We start from the raw sequence: 17,418 nt of genomic DNA, 5'->3' as shown, positions 1-17,418 counted from the left end.
AATATTTTTTATCCTTTTGTACTTGCAGATAAATATTCACGGTTCATACGAGCAATATTCTCTAAAGATATTCCTTTAGGACACTCAATTTCACAAGCACCGGTATTTGTACAGTTACCAAAACCTTCAAGATCCATTTGGCGAACCATATTCATAACACGATCTGTAGCTTCTACCTGTCCCTGCGGAAGTAAAGCATATTGTGAAACTTTTGCTGAAGTAAATAACATCGCACTTGCATTCTTACAAGCTGCAACGCACGCACCACAACCAATACAGGTTGCTGCAGCGAAAGAATCGTCTGCATCATGCTTATTTACAGGAATACTATTGGCATCGATAGTGTTTCCTGAAGTATTTACAGAAACATATCCACCCGCCTGCTGAATACGATCGAAAGAAGTTCTATCTACGATCAAATCCTTAACTACCGGGAACGCATTGGCTCTAAATGGCTCGATCACGATCGTATCACCATCATTAAAAGAACGCATGTGTAATTGGCAGGTTGTTATTAATTTATCTGGACCGTGAGGTTCACCGTTAATTTGTAATGAACAAGAACCGCAAATTCCTTCACGACAGTCATGATCGAATTCTACCGGATCTTCTCCTTTAGCAACAAGCTCTTCATTTAAAACGTCTAACATTTCAAGAAAAGACATATCTCCTTCGATACCGTCGATAGGATAGGATACCATCTTCCCTGCAGACTTAGCGTTTTCTTGTCGCCATATTTTTAATATAAGTTTCATATTCTTTAGATTTTAGTATTGAGTATTGAGTCTTGAGTCGCTAATTTGTAACAGCTCATATCTCAACACTTGCATCTATTTATAACTTCTTGTTTTTAATTCGATATTGTTGAAAATAAGTTCTTCTTTGTGAAGAGCAGCATCGCTTGGTTGTCCTTTGTATTCCCAGGCAGCTACATATCTAAAGTTTTCATCGTCCCTTAAAGCTTCACCTTCTTCGGTTTGATACTCTTCTCTAAAGTGTCCTCCACAAGACTCATTTCTATGTAATGCATCTTTTGCGAAAAGCTCTCCTAGTTCTAGGAAATCGGCCACACGACCTGCTTTTTCTAATTCAGCATTTTTACTATCTGCGGTACCGGTAACTTTTACGTTCTTCCAAAAATCTTCTCTTAAAGCTTTAATTTCTTCGATAGCTTCTTTAAGACCTTGTTCATTACGTGCCATACCACATTTATCCCACATAATCTTACCTAATTTTTTATGGTAAGTATCTACAGAGTATTTTCCGCCTGCATTCATCAAACGCTCGATCTTACCACGAACATCTTTTTCTGCAGCCTCAAATTCTGGAGAATCTGTTGGGATTTTTCCGGTTTTAATATCTCCTGAAAGATAGTCTCCTATCGTATAAGGAAGTACAAAGTAACCATCTGCAAGCCCCTGCATTAAAGCCGAAGCTCCCAATCTGTTCGCGCCGTGATCTGAGAAGTTTGCTTCTCCTGCGGCGTAACATCCAGGAATAGTTGTTTGTAAGTTATAATCTACCCAAAGTCCTCCCATCGTATAGTGTACTGCCGGGAAGATCATCATTGGAGTTTCGTAAGGGTTTTGATCGGTGATCTTTTCATACATTTGGAAAAGGTTACCATATTTAGCCTCTACTGCTTCCTTACCTAATTTTATAATTTCTGCTTCAGAAGGATTTTTTTGCCCTGCTGAGAAAGCCGCTTCTTTTCCGTAACGCTTAATTGCGCTAGCAAAATCTAAAAATACAGCCTGTCCGGTTTTATTTACTCCAAATCCAGCATCACATCGCTCTTTTGCAGCACGTGAAGCTACATCACGAGGTACAAGGTTACCAAATGAAGGATATCTTCGCTCTAAGTAATAATCTCTTTCTTCTTCAGAAAGTTCGGTAGGCTTTTTCTTGCCTTCTCTAATCGCTATTGCATCTTCTTTTTTCTTCGGAACCCAAATACGACCATCATTACGTAAAGATTCAGACATCAACGTCAGTTTAGACTGATGATCTCCTGAAACCGGAATACATGTTGGGTGAATTTGCGTATAACATGGATTTGCAAAATAAGCACCTCTACGGTGTGCTCTCCATGCTGCCATTACGTTACTTCCCATAGCGTTCGTAGAAAGGAAGAATACATTACCGTAACCACCAGATGCCAATACAACTGCGTGAGCAGAATGTCTTTGGATCTCTCCGGTAATCATATCTCTGGCGATAATTCCTCTTGCCTTACCATCAACCAATACAAGATCCATCATCTCGTGACGATTAAAAGTTTGGATCTTACCACGATTAATTTGGCGGTTCATTGCAGAATATGCTCCTAACAATAATTGCTGACCAGTTTGCCCTTTTGCGTAAAAAGTTCTGGAAACCAAAACCCCACCAAAAGAACGGTTATCTAAATAACCACCGTATTCACGTGCAAAAGGAACACCTTGTGCAACACACTGGTCGATAATATTTCCTGATACCTCAGCAAGACGATAAACGTTCGCTTCTCTAGAGCGGTAATCCCCACCTTTTACGGTATCATAAAAAAGACGGTAATCTGAGTCACCATCTCCCTGATAATTCTTTGATGCATTTATACCTCCCTGTGCAGCGATAGAGTGTGCACGTCTTGGAGAATCCTGGTAGCAAAAAGTCTTTACATTATAACCCAATTCTGCAAGTGTTGCAGCAGCAGCTCCTCCTGCAAGACCTGTACCTACAACGATAATATCGATATTACGCTTGTTGGCAGGGTTTACCAGGTTAATATCATTCTTATGTTTAGTCCACTTATCTTTAAGTGGTCCTTCTGGTATCTTTGATTCTAAAACTGACATAAATCTCGCGAATTAAAGGTTATTGATATAGTGAAACAATGCTATAAAAATAAATCCTAGCGGAATGATTATAGCATAAGCCACTGTAATGCCTCTTACTCCTTTAGCATATTTGTTATTCCATCCCATAGATTGAAATGAGGAAGAAAAACCATGAAGTAAGTGTAAACTTAAGAACACAAAAGATAAGCAGTAAGCTGCTACACGAATTGGATCCTGAAATTTAGCCACCAACTCACCATAATATCTCGAGGCATCTTCTGGGTGAGATTCTACATATTTATGTACAATTTCTGGTACCCAAAAATCATAAAAGTGAAGCGCTAAAAAAGCTAAAACTACTAATCCAGAATAGATCATGTTTCTTGACATCCAGCTAGAATTAGCACTACCATTGTACTTTACATACTTTATATTTCTAGCCCCACGGTTTTTAGCTTCAAGCACAAATCCCATCACAAAATGGAATATCACCCCAAAGATCAATACCGGCTGAAGAATTGCCTGTACCAGGAAATTGGTTCCCATAAAATGAGAAAGCTCGTTAAATAGATCTTCACTAATTACAGAAGTTAGATTGATCGTAAAGTGTTGAAGTAAAAATAAGACCAGGAACAGTCCCGACAAGGCCATCGCAACTTTTTTTGCGATAGATGATTTTAAAAATCCACCCATTGGTTTGATTATTTATAGAATTTTAACAGCAAAAATACACTCCAATTAATTTATGGACAAACTTTAATGCTTCTTTATAAGGCTATTTAGAATAAGTATAAGTAAGATACAGTTTTGTTTAATCTTAAATAAAACTAGATTTCAGACTAAAAATCACCGAACACCTTTATTTGCAACGCTCCAGAACGAAAAAGAAGAATAATCGCATAATTTTTCAATCGATTGAAATTCTACAATTTATAAAGTTGAATTTAACTTAACTGTATAAAAAAAGCTACCCAAAATATCGAATTTTAGATAGCTCTTTCATTTATTTTTATTCAGAATTAACCTTCTACAAGATCTTTTTTATATGCATCTGAATGAACATTTGCCACTGCTCTACCAGAAGGATCGTTCATGTTCTTAAACGATTCGTCCCATTCTAATGCAGTTGGTGTACTACAAGCTACAGAAGGCACTGAAGGTACAGATAATGCCGCAGCATCACTTGGAAAATGCTGAGAGAAGATCGTTCTATAATAGTATTCCTCTTTACTTGTTGGTGGCTGAATTGGGAATTTGAAGTGTGCATTCTTAAGTTGCTCGTCACTTACTTCAGAGTCTACCAATTGTTTTAAAGTATCGATCCAGCTGTATCCAACTCCGTCAGAAAACTGCTCTTTTTGTCTCCACGCAACACTTTCTGGAAGGTAATCCTCAAAAGCTTTTCTTAGCACCCATTTTTCGATACGCTCACCAGTAATCATTTTATCTTTTGGGTTAAGACGCATTGCAACATCCATAAATTCCTTATCTAAGAATGGTACACGGCCTTCGATTCCCCAGGCACAAAGTGATTTGTTAGCTCTTAAACAATCGTATTGATGTAGTTTATCTAATTTACGAACGGTTTCTTCATGAAACTCTTTCGCATTTGGTGCTTTATGGAAATAAAGATATCCACCAAAAAGCTCATCTGATCCTTCTCCAGAAAGTACCATTTTAATCCCTAAAGATTTAATAGTTCTAGCCATTAGATACATAGGAGTAGAAGCTCTAATCGTGGTCACATCATAAGTTTCTAAATGATAGATCACATCTTTTATTGCATCTAAACCTTCCTGAATGGTAAACTTGATCTCGTGATGCACGGTATCTAAATGATCGGCTACTTTTTGCGCTGCAGCTAAATCTGGAGAACCTTCCAACCCAATCGCAAAAGAATGTAATCTTGGCCACCAAGCCGCGTCCTTATCATCACTTTCTATTCTTTTTTCTGAATATTTTTTAGCGACTGCTGAAGTTATTGAAGAATCTAAACCTCCAGAAAGTAAAACTCCATAAGGAACATCACTCATTAATTGGCGGTGTACCGCTTTTTCTAAAGCTTCTCTAAGTTCTTCGATACTGGTAGCGTTATCTTTTACCGCATCATACTCCATCCAGTCACGCTCATACCATTTCTGGAAACCTTCTTCTTTGCTAGAAAGATAGTGACCAGGAGGGAATAATTCGATCTTGGTACATTTTCCTTCTAAAGCTTTAAGCTCTGAAGCTACATAAAAAGTTCCGTTATGATCCCATCCAATATATAATGGAATTATACCAATATGATCTCTTGCAATTAAATATTCATCATTCTCTACATCATAAATAGCAAAACCAAAGATTCCGTTTAAATCATCAAGGAACTTCGCTCCTTTTTGTTTGTATAAAGCAAGAATAACTTCACAATCTGATGCCGTTTGAAAGTCGTAATCTGGGCATTGCTCTCTTAATTTCTTATGATTATATATTTCGCCATTCGCGGCAAGTATTAATTTTTCATCTTTAGACAATAAAGGCTGGCCTCCTGAAATTGGATCGACAATAGCTAGACGCTCATGCGCCATGATCACATTGTCATTACTGTAAATCCCACTCCAGTCCGGACCACGATGTCTTAAACATCTGGCCATTTCTAATAATTGAGGTCTTAAATCATCAGACTTCTCTTTTAAATCGAACGCACAAACAATTCCACACACAGTTTTAAAATTTTAAGTATTAAAGATGAAACAAATATCGAATAAACATTTCATTAAAAAAGCCACGACACCTATTTCAATTACATTTGTAAATTATATTTCAGAAATAAGATTAAATAATCAAAATTCCGAAGTATAAATATAACGAATTTTTTTCAGCAGTAAAGCATCGGTAAATTTTCAATGTGCCTAAAACAAGCAATGCCGATTTATCAAATATTAGCCATGGATTAACAAGCTTTGTAAAGACTGTTTTTTAGTTTTGAGGATAATTTTGAAATTAGAGTTATGAAATATGATCAAATAGACAGGAATTTATTCATTAAAAACCGTAAAAATTTCATGGAACGAATGGTTCCCGGAGGTCTAGCTGTTTTTAATGCCAATGATGTTTTTCCTATTGGTGCCGATAGTACAATGCCTTTTCAGCAAAATAGGGATTTGTTCTATTTAAGTGGTGTAGACCAGGAAGAGGCTATTTTAGTTTTATTTCCAGAAGCACCAAAACCAGAACACCGAGAAATTCTATTCCTTACAGAAACCAATCCTCACATCGCAGTTTGGGAAGGCGAAAAACTTACAAAAGAAAAAGCTTTTGAGGTTAGCGGAGTAAAAACCGTTTACTGGCTACAGGATTTCGAAAAGGTGTTTTTTGAAATTATGGCGCAGGCAGAAACAATTTATTTCAATAAAAATGAACATTATCGAGTTCAGGGAAGTATCCAAACAGAAACTCGTGACGACCGTTTTATAAAGTGGTGTAAAGAAAAATATCCTGCTCACCGCGTTGCAAAAAGTAATCCTATCTTACAAAGATTACGCTCTGTAAAAGATCCTATCGAACTGGATCTAATGCAAAAAGCATGTGATATTACCGAAAAAGCTTTTAGAAGAGCGCTTAAATTTACGAAACCTGGCGTTTGGGAATACGAGATCGAGGCTGAATACTGGCACGAAATGATTAGAAATCGTTCTAAAGGTTTTGCTTACACCCCAATTATCGCCAGCGGTAACAACGCCAATGTTTTACATTACACTGAAAATAACCGGCAATGTAAAGCTGGAGAACTAATTTTATTAGATACGGGAGCCGAGTACGCCAACTACTCGAGCGACATGACGAGATCGATCCCGGTTTCTGGTAAATTTACAGATCGCCAGAAACAAATCTACAATACCGTTAATAAAGTGAAGTCTGAGTCTACAAAATGGCTTAGACCGGGAACCATGTGGGACGAGTTCCATAAAGAGGTTGGGAAATTAATGACTTCGGAATTGCTAGATCTAGGATTACTTGATAAAGCTGATGTTCAAAATGAAAATCCAGACTGGCCGGCATATAAGAAATACTTTATGCATGGTACCGCTCATAACATCGGACTGGATACGCATGACTACGGAATTTTAACCGAACCTATGAAAGCCAACCAGGTTTTTACGGTTGAGCCAGGAATTTATCTTCCTGATGAAGGTTTCGGGATTCGACTTGAAGATGATGTTGTGATTCAGGAAAATGGTGAACCATTCAATTTAATGCGCAATATCCCGATCGAAGCTGATGAGATCGAAGATATTATGAATTCATAAAAAAACAAAAAGGCCACAGAAATTGATTTTTAAATCGATTTTGCGGCCTTTTTTAATGTAATGCTTATGAAAATACAGCATAAAAATACACAAATAAAGTTTACATCAAAGGGAAAAAGCAATCCTTTGATACTTTTACATGGTTTTTTAGAAACTGAAGAAATTTGGAGAGACTACCAGGAACTACTTTCTAAAAACCGGCAAGTAATAACGATCGATCTCTTAGGACATGGTAAAACAGGAAATATTTCTGAAGTTCACTCTATGGAAAGTATGGCAGATGCGGTTATTGAAGTGCTTGATCACTTAAAAATAGAAAAAGCAAGTTTTGCCGGGCATTCTATGGGTGGTTATGTGATTATGGAAATTCTAAAAAGATATCCCGAAAAAATATCCAAAATCGGCCTTATAAATTCTACTCCTGCTGAAGATACTCCAGAAAAGAAAGAAAATCGTGATCGTGTCGCCAATTTAGTAGCAAAAAACAAATCGGCTTTTGTAAGTATGGCAATATCGAATCTTTTAACTGCGGAAAACAATAAAAAATTTAAGCCTGAAATCGAGATTCTTAAGAATGAAGCTCAAAAAATGTCTTCAGAAAGCATTATCGCAGCTACTTTAGGCATGAAGAACAGATTAGACAGCACTGAAGCCTTTGAACAATTCGAAGGAGATAAATTTATAGTTGTTGGTAAGCAGGATCCGGTATTAGATGTAGAAAATACCATAAAATTAGGCAAAAAAACGAGTGCAAAAATTATCGAATTTCCAGATGGGCATTTGTCTTTTATTGAAAATAGGGATTTATTACTACAATTTCTGCAATCAAAAATCTAAAGAATTAAGGATAAAATTTATTCAGAAAGTATCATCATTCCAATTCTAGATACGCAAAATCTACTCAAAAGCATTCAGATACCAGTCATTTTCAATGGAAAATTTCAGCTTTAAAGTATGCAGGATCTGGCATTAATTAGTGCTAAAACGTTACAGATTAGGAAAAATACTAATGCAAAAATTACTGTCTTTAAACGAAGAGGCTTATCATTTGTTTAAAAATTTCAACAAATATTACATTATCCTCAACCTAAAACTTAAATTTTAATTTTTAACAAAAAATTAGCTATTTTTTGGGAATTTCATAAGGCTTTTTTAACTTTAGGGTGTCAAAAAATTAAAAATCAAGCTTTTATGAAAGACACCCCCAACAATTTTTCTTTCGCTAAGTTATTCTGTAATATTTTTGGCCACAAGTTAAAGGTAACCAAAAATGTTACCGACCATGTACACGAATATAAGTGTGCAAACTGCGGTCAGGAAATGACAGATACAGCGAATGGATTTTTAGCACCCCTTACTAAGAAATTTAAAGAAACGAACAACTACATCGCCAAGATTCACAAAAGGCGAAAAAATCGTCGCGTACGTCATTACGCAAAAGCTTCTTAGGTCTTGCTTTAATCTTCGCTATTCATAGAGTTCCATCCACGAGCAACTAATGGAATCGCCTGGTTAGCACGTGTGATAAGATGCATACCTGCACTTTCTTCGGTCATATGGCCAATAACCGTCAGATTTGGATTCCCTTTAATTTTATCAAAATCAGATTGTGAAACGGTGAATAATAGTTCGTAATCTTCACCTCCACTTAAGGCGATCATCGTACTATCTAATTCAAATTCTTCACAAACAGAAATTACAGCAGGATCCAGTGGCACTTTTTCTTCAAACAGATTAACTCCGGTTTTAGAGTTTTTGCAAAGATGTATCACTTCAGAAGAAAGTCCGTCACTAATATCGATCATCGATGTTGGCCTTACGTCAAGTTCTTTAAGCAAAGGTGGGATATCTTTACGTGCTTCAGGTTTTAATTGACGCTCTATTAAATAGGTGTATTGATCCAGATCTGGTTGCGCATTTGGATTGGCTTTAAAAACCTGCTTTTCACGTTCTAAAACCTGTAAGCCCATATAGGCCGCACCAAGATCACCAGTTACGACTAGAAGATCATTTGGTTTTGCACCACTTCTGTACACCACATCTTCTTTTTCAGCTTCACCAAAAACTGAAATACTAATAAACAATCCAGAGGTTGAAGATGTTGTATCACCACCAATAACATCGATATTATAAAGATCTGCAGCTAATTGTATGCCAGCGTACAATTCCTCTAAAGCCTCTACAGGAAATCTATTAGAAGGAGCAATAGAAACTGTGATGTGCGTAGCCTTAGCATTCATAGCATAAATATCTGATGCGTTCACCATCACAGATTTATACCCTAAATGTTTTAGCGGCATATAGGCAAGATCAAAATGAACGCCTTCAACAAGCATATCTGTACTCACAAGAGTTTGCTTTTCTTTAAAATCTAAAACCGCAGCGTCATCACCAATGGCTTTGATCGTAGAAGAATGTTTTGGAGAAAAATTTTTGGTTAAATGATCGATCAATCCAAATTCTCCCAATTCAGACAAACTTGTTTTTGTAGACTCACTATTATCAAACATCACAAATAAATTTTATGCAAAATAAATGAATATTATTTCAACAACATACACTTAATGAATTTTATCATTTAAACTGAAAGGTTTAGCAGATAATCCCACTAATACAATAGGAAGTATAAGAATTTAGAAATCATCCGGAAGATTTTGAAATAAAACAACTTAGCCATTTTTAAATCCGGTAAAACAAAGGCTACTAATAATAATTGAATACATTTATTTAGACATTCTTAAAACAAATATTACCGCTATGGTAAAACGCTTGTTTTAATGTATATTTGTACGCGATTTAAAAAGATCTTTTTAAGCTATGATAAAAGTAAGTGAAGACGCAAAGAAAAAGATTTCTAATCTTATGGAAGAAGAAGGCTTTAACAGCCTTCAGGATTTTGTGCGTGTTGGCGTGAAGAGTGGCGGCTGTTCTGGATTGTCCTACGAATTAAAATTCGATAAATCCAAAGCCGATGATGATAAACTTTTTGAAGATAACGATATTAAGATTGTTGTCGATAAACGTAGCGTTCTATATCTGGCAGGAACTATTTTAGAATATTCTGGCGGATTAAATGGTAAAGGATTTGTTTTTAACAATCCTAACGCCCAAAGAACATGCGGATGTGGCGAAAGTTTTTCGCTGTAAAACTTAGAGAGCAGACAGGCAACTTTCAGAATGTAAATTGAATGGATTTATATTTCACTTCTGAAATTAATTGTATAAACCTGCTACTTTAGAATTTAAGAAACAGATTATGGCATATACTGAAGACGACTTAAAAAAAGAACTCGAAACCAAAGAATATGAGTACGGATTTTATACCGATATAGAATCTGATACCTTACCTGTTGGTTTAAATGAGGATATTGTTAGAGCAATCTCTAAAAAGAAAGAAGAGCCAGAATGGATGACAGAGTGGCGACTGGAAGCTTTTAGAGCATGGGAACAAATGGAAGAACCAGAATGGGCTAATGTTCATTATGAAAAACCAAACTTCCAAAACATTTCTTATTATTCTGCTCCTAACAAAAAACCTAAATACGAGAGTTTAGATGAAGTCGATCCAGAATTACTGGACACTTTTAAAAAGCTGGGTATTTCTATCGACGAGCAGAAAAAACTTGCAGGAGTTGCCGTAGATGTTGTAATGGATTCTGTTTCGGTGACTACCACCTTTAAAAAGACTTTGGCTGAAAAAGGTATTATTTTTTGCTCAATTTCAGAAGCCATTAAAGAACACCCAGAATTAGTTAAGAAATATATCGGATCTGTGGTTCCGAAGAAAGACAACTTTTACGCCGCATTAAATTCGGCTGTATTTAGTGATGGATCGTTCTGTTACATTCCAAAAGGCGTTCGTTGTCCAATGGAACTTTCTACTTATTTTAGAATCAACCAGGCAGGAACCGGGCAGTTTGAAAGAACTTTAGTAATTGCTGATGAGAGTAGTTATGTAAGCTATCTTGAAGGTTGTACTGCGCCGATGCGTGACGAGAATCAGTTGCACGCTGCTGTTGTAGAGCTTGTTGCTTTAGATGATGCCGAGATTAAATATAGTACCGTACAAAACTGGTTCCCTGGTGGAAAAGACGGCAAAGGTGGAGTTTTCAACTTTGTGACCAAAAGAGGACTTTGCGAGAAAAACGCAAAAATCTCATGGACACAGGTAGAAACAGGATCTGCTGTAACCTGGAAGTATCCTTCTTGTATTCTAAAAGGAGATAACTCGGTTGGAGAATTTTATTCGATCGCAGTAACTAATAATTTCCAACAGGCAGATACTGGTACAAAAATGGTTCATCTTGGTAAAAACACTAAGAGTACGATTATCTCTAAAGGTATTTCAGCAGGAAAATCACAAAACTCATATCGTGGTTTAGTGCAGGTTAACCCACGCGCAGAAAATGCAAGAAACTTCTCGCAATGTGATTCACTTTTAATGGGTAACGAATGTGGCGCGCACACTTTCCCATATATCGAAGCGAAAAACAAAACTGCGAAAGTTGAGCACGAAGCGACAACCAGTAAAATTGGTGAAGACCAGATCTTTTACTGTAACCAAAGAGGAATTGATACCGAGAAAGCTATCGCGTTAATCGTTAACGGTTTTAGTAAAGAGGTATTAAATAAACTTCCTATGGAGTTTGCTGTAGAAGCTCAAAAGCTATTAGAAATTTCGTTAGAAGGTTCTGTAGGATAATCAATCGCTCGTTTCTAGAAAATGAAGAAGTTACTGTTCATATTTTTATTGGTCTTATTCATCCTGTCCTGCAAAGATAATAGTGAAAAGACTATTAAGGATAACACTGATGATAAGGAAACCGCACAAGATACGGTACCAACGGTAACAGGGAAATTCATTTTTACTGAAGAAGATGCTATTCTAAGAGGTGACGACTTTATATATAATGTAGAAATCGACAGTTTAAGCCGAGTTTTGGCCAAACAGGTTGAAGCTTATAAAACTGATGATTTTGAAATGATACCGGTAAAAGTAAAAGGAAAACTAAAACAAAGTCCCAGACAAACCGGAATCGAAAGAAATATAGAATTAAAAGAAATTGTAGCTATCCTTGCTGATAGCACAATAAATAAAAGACAGGAATAACAAACATAATTTGGGCACAGCCTAAATGCATACCAAATAATTATGCTTAAGATAAAGAATTTACACGCTAATATTGAAGGAAAAGAAATCCTAAAAGGAATCGATCTTGAGATTAACCCAGGTGAAGTACACGCTATCATGGGGCCTAACGGGTCTGGAAAAAGTACTTTATCTTCTGTTATTGCAGGTAGAGAAGAATACGAAATGACAGAGGGCGAAATCATTTTTGAAAACGAAGACCTTGCAGAGCTAGATCCAGAGGAAAGAGCTCATAAAGGTGTTTTTCTTTCTTTTCAATATCCAGTGGAAATTCCAGGAGTATCGGTAACTAACTTTATGAAAACCGCGATCAACGCACATCGTAAAGCGAATGGTTTAGAAGATATGCCTGCAAACGAAATGCTTAAGCTAATTCGTGAAAAATCTGAATTACTGGAAATCGACCGTAAATTCTTATCAAGATCTTTAAACGAAGGCTTTTCTGGTGGTGAGAAAAAGAGAAATGAGATTTTCCAAATGGCAATGCTAGAGCCTAAATTATCGATTTTAGATGAAACTGACTCTGGTTTAGATATCGATGCTCTTAAGATCGTTTCGAACGGAGTAAATAAATTAAGAACCGAAAACAATGCGGTGCTTGTCATTACTCACTACCAAAGACTTTTAAACTATATCGTACCAGATGTAGTACATGTTTTAATTGATGGTAAGATCGTTAAAACTGGTGGTAAAGAACTTGCTTACGAATTAGAAGAAAGAGGTTACGACTGGATTAAGCAGGAAAAAGCAGTTTAATATTAAAATTCGATAACAACGGGAGGTCTTTTAGGCCAATCTTAAGAATTTGTATTACAACTGATAAACAGAAGACAATGGAATTAAAAGATAAATTAGTATCATCATTTTTAGCTTTCGACGAGCAATATCAGGTAGATGATGATGTTCAACAAATAAGAAGTCAGGCTATTAAAGACTTCGAAACCTTTGGTTTCCCAAGTAAAAAAGAAGAAGCCTGGAAATACACTTCGTTAAAATCTGCTCTAAAACACGATTATAGCATTTTTCCTAAAAAAGAAGATGCTATAGAGTATAGCCAGATCAAACAGTACCTAATTCACGACATAGACACCTACGATTTGGTATTTATCGATGGTATTTATTCTTCTCATTTATCTAATACTACTCACGATAAGATCGATGTTTGCTTAATGTCTTCAGCATTAAACAAAGACAAATTTAAGCCTGTTATCGATAATTATTTCAATAAGCTTGCACCTAAAAATGGTCTTAATGCATTAAACACTGCATTTACAAAAGAAGGAGCTTATATACATATTCATAAGAATATCATGGCAGACAAGCCAATACAGATAATTAATTTCTCTACCGGAAATGAATCTTCTTTATTGCTTCAGCCTAGAAACCTTGTGGTAGTCGATGAGAATTCTCATGTTCAAATTATCGAAAGACATCAAAGCCTAACAGATCACCCGGTATTAACTAATTCGGTTACCGAGATCTTTGCAGATCGTCGTGCGATCGTAGATTATTATAAAATTCAGAATGACAAAGGAACTTCTTCTTTGATCGATAATACTTTTATCGAGCAGAAAGATGAAAGTAATTGTTCTGTTCACACATTCTCTTTAGGTGGAAATCTTACCAGAAATAACTTAAACTTCTACCAAAAAGGGGAGCGAATCGACTCTACTATGAAAGGAGTTACGATTATTGAAGGAAAGCAGCACGTAGACCATAACACGCTGGTTCACCACATTTACCCAAACTGCGAGAGTCACCAGGATTATAAAGGAATTTTCTCAGATAAATCTGTAGGTGTATTTAACGGGAAAGTGGTTGTAGAGAAAGAGGCGCAAAAAACAAATGCGTATCAATCTAACAACAACATTCTTGTAGATGATAAAGCTACCATCAACTCCAAACCTCAGCTAGAGATCTTTGCAGATGATGTACGTTGTAGCCACGGGTGCACGATTGGACAATTAGATGAAGATGCTTTATTTTATCTTCAATCACGCGGAATTCCGCATAAAGAAGCACGCGGATTATTAATGTACGCTTTCGCCAATAACGTATTAGAAAGTGTAAAGATCCCAGAGATCAAGAAAAGAATCAACAATCTTATTGCTGAAAAACTTGGCGTTGAACTAGGTTTCAACTTATAGAAAGCTATTTTTTAAGTAGCCCTTTTTATTCAGCAAAAATTTTAAGATATGAGTACAGCTACTGAAGTATTAGAATATAGCGTAGAAAAAGTTAGAGAGGATTTCCCTATTCTTAAACGAGAAATAAACGGTTATCCTCTCGTTTATTTTGATAATGCTGCAACTTCGCAAACGCCACAACAGGTGATCGATGTGATTGCAGATTATTATTCTAATTATAACGCCAATATTCATCGTGGTGTTCATGCTTTATCACAAGAAGCTACAGATAAATATGAGCATGCTCGACATACAATACAAAAGCATTTTAATGCTGAAAAGGCTCACGAGATCATTTTTACCTCAGGTACAACTCATGGTATAAATCTGGTAGCAAATGGTTTCGCTTCTTTGCTGAAAAAAGGTGACGAAATTATCGTTTCTGCCTTAGAGCATCACTCTAACATTGTGCCGTGGCAGATCTTAGCTGAAAAAACCGGGGCGATCTTAAAAGTAATTCCAATGAATCAGGAAGGAGAATTAATCTATCCTGCTTTTGAAGAATTACTTTCAGAAAAGACCAAGCTTGTATTTTTAAATCATGTTTCTAATGCTTTAGGTACGGTAAATCCTATCGAAAAGATCATTACTAAAGCACATGAGTATGATGCGGCAGTTTTAGTCGATGGAGCTCAGGCAGCACCGCATATCAAAGCCGATGTACAGGCTTTAGACGTAGATTTTTACGTAGTTTCTGCTCATAAAATGTGTGGCCCAACCGGCGTTGGTATGCTTTACGGAAAAGAAAAATGGCTTAACAAATTACCTCCGTATCAAGGTGGTGGTGAGATGATCGCAACGGTAACTTTCGAGGAAACTACTTATGCCGATCTTCCGCATAAATTTGAAGCAGGAACTCCTAACATTTGCGGCGGAATCGCTTTTGGCGCAGCATTAGATTATATGAATACTGTTGGTTTCGATAAGATCGCTGCGTACGAGGAAGAATTGCTTCATTATGCTACTAAAAAACTTCTGGAAATAGACGGTATGGAGATCTACGGAGTTTCAAAAGAAAAAACAGCCGTAATTTCTTTCAATATTAATGGGATGCATCCGTATGATATCGGGACTATTCTCGACAAATTGGGAATAGCAGTGAGAACCGGGCATCATTGTGCTCAACCCATCATGGATTTTTATAAAATTCCGGGTACGGTTCGCGCTTCTTTTTCGTTTTATAATACAAAAGAAGAAATAGATGCATTTATCAAAGCCGTTATTAAAGCTAAAACCATGCTTGCATAGATCTTTATCGATCTTAGCCATTTTTAGCTCCCTTTTAATTTATAGCTGTAAAGAAGAAAGTAAGCCCAAAGAAACACCTAATCTTAGCGAGAAGGATCAAAAAACGTTAAATAATTCTGAAATTTCCGGGAAATATTCGGTTAAAACACTGAATAATAACAATGAAAATCTTGGGAATCTTATATTTGACTTTAATTCAGAAAACGATCGACTTGCAATAACAACAGATTGTAATTCTATTGGTGCTGGATACGAGATTAGTGAAAATACAATTACATTTTCTAATGCCATAAGCACCCGCAAATTTTGTCAGGGAGCAATGGAAAACGAAAATACAATCTCTAAAACTTTGCCTAAGATTACAGCTTTTGAATTTTCTGAGAAAGAGCTTAGGTTATTATCAAATAATAATGAGGTTTTGATAAGCCTTATAAAAACCGAAAAAAGTGAGTAAATCTATACAGCAAATACAGGAAGAAATTATAGATGAATTTTCTATGTTCGACGATTGGATGCAGCGTTATGAGTACATGATCGAACTTGGAAAGTCACTTCCTTTGATCGACGAAAAATATAAGATCGAAGAAAACTTAATTAAAGGTTGCCAGAGTAAAGTTTGGGTTCATGCCGAGTTAAATGGTGAAAAACTTGAATTTACTGCAGATAGCGATGCGATAATTACAAAAGGTATCGTAGCCATTTTAATTAGAGCATTTTCTGGACATCATCCTTCAGATATTCTAGAAGCAGATACCCAATTTATCGACGAGATCGGATTAAAAGAACACTTATCTCCTACTCGAGCAAACGGACTGGTAAGTATGATCAAACAACTAAAAATGTATGCAATTGCATATCAAACCCAATTAAAATAAATGGAACAGGAAATCGACACTCAGGAATTGGGAGAAAAAATCGTAAAAGTGCTTAAAACTATTTACGATCCTGAAATCCCTGTAGATATATACGAACTAGGGCTTATTTACGACGTAATGGTAAGTACAGATTATGATGTAAAGATTTTAATGACACTTACCACTCCAAACTGCCCGGTAGCAGAATCGCTACCTCAGGAAGTGGAAGAAAAAGTAAAATCTTTAAACGAAGTAAAAGACGCTGAAGTTGAAATTACTTTTGATCCGCCATGGAGCCAGGATCTAATGAGCGAGGGTGCTAAATTAGAATTAGGACTATTATAAAATAAAAGGTATGGCTACAGAAGAAATTGTAAATCGAGTAGCAAACAGTAAACTAGTCACTTTTAATCTGGAGGATTATTATCCAAAGGGCGAAAGAGTGACTTTTGATATTTCAAGCTGGTTGCTAGAAGGTTTCGTATTACGAGAAGGCACTTTTAGAGAAGAAGCCAAAAATCACGATTGGAGCCAATATCAAGACTGTTATGTGGCTTTACATTGTAGTACAGATGCCATAATCCCGGCCTGGGCTTATATGCTTATAGCTACTTACCTTCAGCCTTTCGCTAAAAAAACCGTAAATGGTAATCTGGAAGATTTAGAAAATATTCTTTATACTGAAATTATTCAGCAAATGGATCTTTCAGCATTAGAAGATAAACCGGTAATCATTAAAGGTTGTGCAAACAAACCTGTACCTAAAAATGCCTATTTACTACTAATAAACAAACTACAACCTATTGCAAAAAGTATAATGTATGGAGAGGCCTGCTCTTCAGTTCCGTTATACAAAAAGCCAAAAAACTAACCCAA

At 36.2% G+C, this 17,418-nt stretch carries 18 protein-coding genes; 13 read left to right on the top strand and 5 right to left on the bottom strand.

Going from position 1 to position 17,418, the window contains the following annotated elements:
• Positions 1 to 8: 8 nt before the first annotated feature.
• From BM201_RS03425 to asnB, 4 genes are all read right to left on the bottom strand, one after another.
• Positions 9 to 755, bottom strand: coding sequence for a succinate dehydrogenase/fumarate reductase iron-sulfur subunit (locus BM201_RS03425; protein ID WP_092539971.1), 747 nt, complete (start codon positions 753 to 755; stop codon positions 9 to 11).
• Positions 756 to 830: 75 nt separating this feature from the next.
• Entirely contained in the window at positions 831 to 2,834 is a 2,004-nt protein-coding gene (locus tag BM201_RS03420; protein WP_092539970.1) for a fumarate reductase/succinate dehydrogenase flavoprotein subunit, read from the bottom strand.
• 12 nt (positions 2,835 to 2,846) lie between these two features.
• Positions 2,847 to 3,509 (bottom strand): succinate dehydrogenase cytochrome b subunit, encoded by a 663-nt coding sequence (locus BM201_RS03415; protein WP_092539969.1) that lies wholly within the window; start codon positions 3,507 to 3,509, stop codon positions 2,847 to 2,849.
• Between the two features lie 326 nt (positions 3,510 to 3,835).
• Positions 3,836 to 5,518 carry an asparagine synthase B gene (gene asnB, locus BM201_RS03410; protein WP_092539968.1) on the bottom strand — a complete coding sequence of 561 codons (1,683 nt, stop codon included), beginning with the start codon at positions 5,516 to 5,518 and terminating at the stop codon, positions 3,836 to 3,838.
• A gap of 288 nt (positions 5,519 to 5,806) precedes the next feature.
• On the opposite strand from asnB, the gene BM201_RS03405 reads away from it, so the two are divergent.
• From BM201_RS03405 to BM201_RS03395, 3 genes are all read left to right on the top strand, one after another.
• Positions 5,807 to 7,105, top strand: coding sequence for an aminopeptidase P family protein (locus tag BM201_RS03405; RefSeq protein WP_092539967.1), 1,299 nt, complete (start codon positions 5,807 to 5,809; stop codon positions 7,103 to 7,105).
• A gap of 66 nt (positions 7,106 to 7,171) precedes the next feature.
• Complete coding sequence (locus tag BM201_RS03400; protein WP_245758561.1) at positions 7,172 to 7,942, top strand: alpha/beta fold hydrolase; 771 nt, start codon at positions 7,172 to 7,174, stop codon at positions 7,940 to 7,942.
• A gap of 354 nt (positions 7,943 to 8,296) precedes the next feature.
• Positions 8,297 to 8,554 carry a DUF1660 family phage protein gene (locus tag BM201_RS03395; protein WP_092539966.1) on the top strand — a complete coding sequence of 86 codons (258 nt, stop codon included), beginning with the start codon at positions 8,297 to 8,299 and terminating at the stop codon, positions 8,552 to 8,554.
• Positions 8,555 to 8,562: 8 nt separating this feature from the next.
• Here the strand turns inward: BM201_RS03395 and thiL are convergent, their stop codons facing one another.
• A complete protein-coding gene (thiL, locus tag BM201_RS03390) occupies positions 8,563 to 9,615 on the bottom strand; it encodes a thiamine-phosphate kinase (RefSeq protein WP_092539965.1) in 1,053 nt (350 codons plus the stop codon).
• 307 nt (positions 9,616 to 9,922) lie between these two features.
• Here thiL and BM201_RS03385 point away from each other — a divergent pair, with 307 nt between their 5' ends.
• From BM201_RS03385 to BM201_RS03340, 10 genes are all read left to right on the top strand, one after another.
• Entirely contained in the window at positions 9,923 to 10,252 is a 330-nt protein-coding gene (locus BM201_RS03385; RefSeq protein ID WP_092539964.1) for a HesB/IscA family protein, read from the top strand.
• Between the two features lie 109 nt (positions 10,253 to 10,361).
• A complete protein-coding gene (gene sufB / locus BM201_RS03380) occupies positions 10,362 to 11,807 on the top strand; it encodes a Fe-S cluster assembly protein SufB (protein ID WP_092540612.1) in 1,446 nt (481 codons plus the stop codon).
• Positions 11,808 to 11,828: 21 nt separating this feature from the next.
• Positions 11,829 to 12,215 (top strand): hypothetical protein, encoded by a 387-nt coding sequence (locus BM201_RS03375; protein ID WP_139219121.1) that lies wholly within the window; start codon positions 11,829 to 11,831, stop codon positions 12,213 to 12,215.
• A 42-nt stretch (positions 12,216 to 12,257) separates the two neighbouring features.
• Positions 12,258 to 13,010 carry a Fe-S cluster assembly ATPase SufC gene (sufC, locus tag BM201_RS03370; RefSeq protein WP_092539962.1) on the top strand — a complete coding sequence of 251 codons (753 nt, stop codon included), beginning with the start codon at positions 12,258 to 12,260 and terminating at the stop codon, positions 13,008 to 13,010.
• Between the two features lie 77 nt (positions 13,011 to 13,087).
• Positions 13,088 to 14,401, top strand: coding sequence for a Fe-S cluster assembly protein SufD (gene sufD, locus BM201_RS03365; RefSeq protein WP_092539961.1), 1,314 nt, complete (start codon positions 13,088 to 13,090; stop codon positions 14,399 to 14,401).
• A gap of 48 nt (positions 14,402 to 14,449) precedes the next feature.
• Positions 14,450 to 15,688 carry an aminotransferase class V-fold PLP-dependent enzyme gene (locus BM201_RS03360; protein WP_092539960.1) on the top strand — a complete coding sequence of 413 codons (1,239 nt, stop codon included), beginning with the start codon at positions 14,450 to 14,452 and terminating at the stop codon, positions 15,686 to 15,688.
• Complete coding sequence (locus BM201_RS03355; RefSeq protein WP_175486967.1) at positions 15,681 to 16,142, top strand: META domain-containing protein; 462 nt, start codon at positions 15,681 to 15,683, stop codon at positions 16,140 to 16,142. Before BM201_RS03360 ends, BM201_RS03355 begins: the two co-directional genes overlap by 8 nt.
• Positions 16,143 to 16,185: 43 nt before the next feature.
• Positions 16,186 to 16,563, top strand: a complete 378-nt coding sequence (locus tag BM201_RS03350; RefSeq protein WP_084841237.1) for a SufE family protein — start codon at positions 16,186 to 16,188, stop codon at positions 16,561 to 16,563.
• Positions 16,564 to 16,887 (top strand): iron-sulfur cluster assembly protein, encoded by a 324-nt coding sequence (locus BM201_RS03345; protein ID WP_092539958.1) that lies wholly within the window; start codon positions 16,564 to 16,566, stop codon positions 16,885 to 16,887.
• A gap of 10 nt (positions 16,888 to 16,897) precedes the next feature.
• The gene (locus tag BM201_RS03340) at positions 16,898 to 17,413 is read left to right on the top strand and encodes a DUF2480 family protein (RefSeq protein ID WP_092539957.1); all 516 of its coding nucleotides are present in this window, start codon (positions 16,898 to 16,900) and stop codon (positions 17,411 to 17,413) included.
• Positions 17,414 to 17,418: the final 5 nt, after the last annotated feature.

It is taken from the genome of Zunongwangia mangrovi (assembly GCF_900112105.1).
Classification (GTDB): Bacteria; Bacteroidota; Bacteroidia; order Flavobacteriales; family Flavobacteriaceae; genus Zunongwangia; species Zunongwangia mangrovi.
The sequence above is the reverse complement of the archived record's forward strand: the minus strand, read 5'-3'. Positions and strand labels throughout refer to the sequence as shown.

What these genes read in the sequence shown, in the direction of transcription:
- thiL (WP_092539965.1), bottom strand. Translation starts at nt 9,615, where the DNA reads ATGTTTGATAATAGTGAGTCTACAAAAACAAGTTTGTCTGAATTGGGA.
- BM201_RS03350 (WP_084841237.1), top strand. Translation starts at nt 16,186, where the DNA reads ATGTTCGACGATTGGATGCAGCGTTATGAGTACATGATCGAACTTGGA.
- BM201_RS03375 (WP_139219121.1), top strand. Translation starts at nt 11,829, where the DNA reads ATGAAGAAGTTACTGTTCATATTTTTATTGGTCTTATTCATCCTGTCC.
- BM201_RS03400 (WP_245758561.1), top strand. Translation starts at nt 7,172, where the DNA reads ATGAAAATACAGCATAAAAATACACAAATAAAGTTTACATCAAAGGGA.
- BM201_RS03420 (WP_092539970.1), bottom strand. Translation starts at nt 2,834, where the DNA reads ATGTCAGTTTTAGAATCAAAGATACCAGAAGGACCACTTAAAGATAAG.
- sufD (WP_092539961.1), top strand. Translation starts at nt 13,088, where the DNA reads ATGGAATTAAAAGATAAATTAGTATCATCATTTTTAGCTTTCGACGAG.
- sufC (WP_092539962.1), top strand. Translation starts at nt 12,258, where the DNA reads ATGCTTAAGATAAAGAATTTACACGCTAATATTGAAGGAAAAGAAATC.
- BM201_RS03360 (WP_092539960.1), top strand. Translation starts at nt 14,450, where the DNA reads ATGAGTACAGCTACTGAAGTATTAGAATATAGCGTAGAAAAAGTTAGA.
- BM201_RS03395 (WP_092539966.1), top strand. Translation starts at nt 8,297, where the DNA reads ATGAAAGACACCCCCAACAATTTTTCTTTCGCTAAGTTATTCTGTAAT.
- BM201_RS03385 (WP_092539964.1), top strand. Translation starts at nt 9,923, where the DNA reads ATGATAAAAGTAAGTGAAGACGCAAAGAAAAAGATTTCTAATCTTATG.
- BM201_RS03405 (WP_092539967.1), top strand. Translation starts at nt 5,807, where the DNA reads ATGAAATATGATCAAATAGACAGGAATTTATTCATTAAAAACCGTAAA.
- BM201_RS03425 (WP_092539971.1), bottom strand. Translation starts at nt 755, where the DNA reads ATGAAACTTATATTAAAAATATGGCGACAAGAAAACGCTAAGTCTGCA.
- BM201_RS03345 (WP_092539958.1), top strand. Translation starts at nt 16,564, where the DNA reads ATGGAACAGGAAATCGACACTCAGGAATTGGGAGAAAAAATCGTAAAA.
- sufB (WP_092540612.1), top strand. Translation starts at nt 10,362, where the DNA reads ATGGCATATACTGAAGACGACTTAAAAAAAGAACTCGAAACCAAAGAA.
- BM201_RS03415 (WP_092539969.1), bottom strand. Translation starts at nt 3,509, where the DNA reads ATGGGTGGATTTTTAAAATCATCTATCGCAAAAAAAGTTGCGATGGCC.
- BM201_RS03340 (WP_092539957.1), top strand. Translation starts at nt 16,898, where the DNA reads ATGGCTACAGAAGAAATTGTAAATCGAGTAGCAAACAGTAAACTAGTC.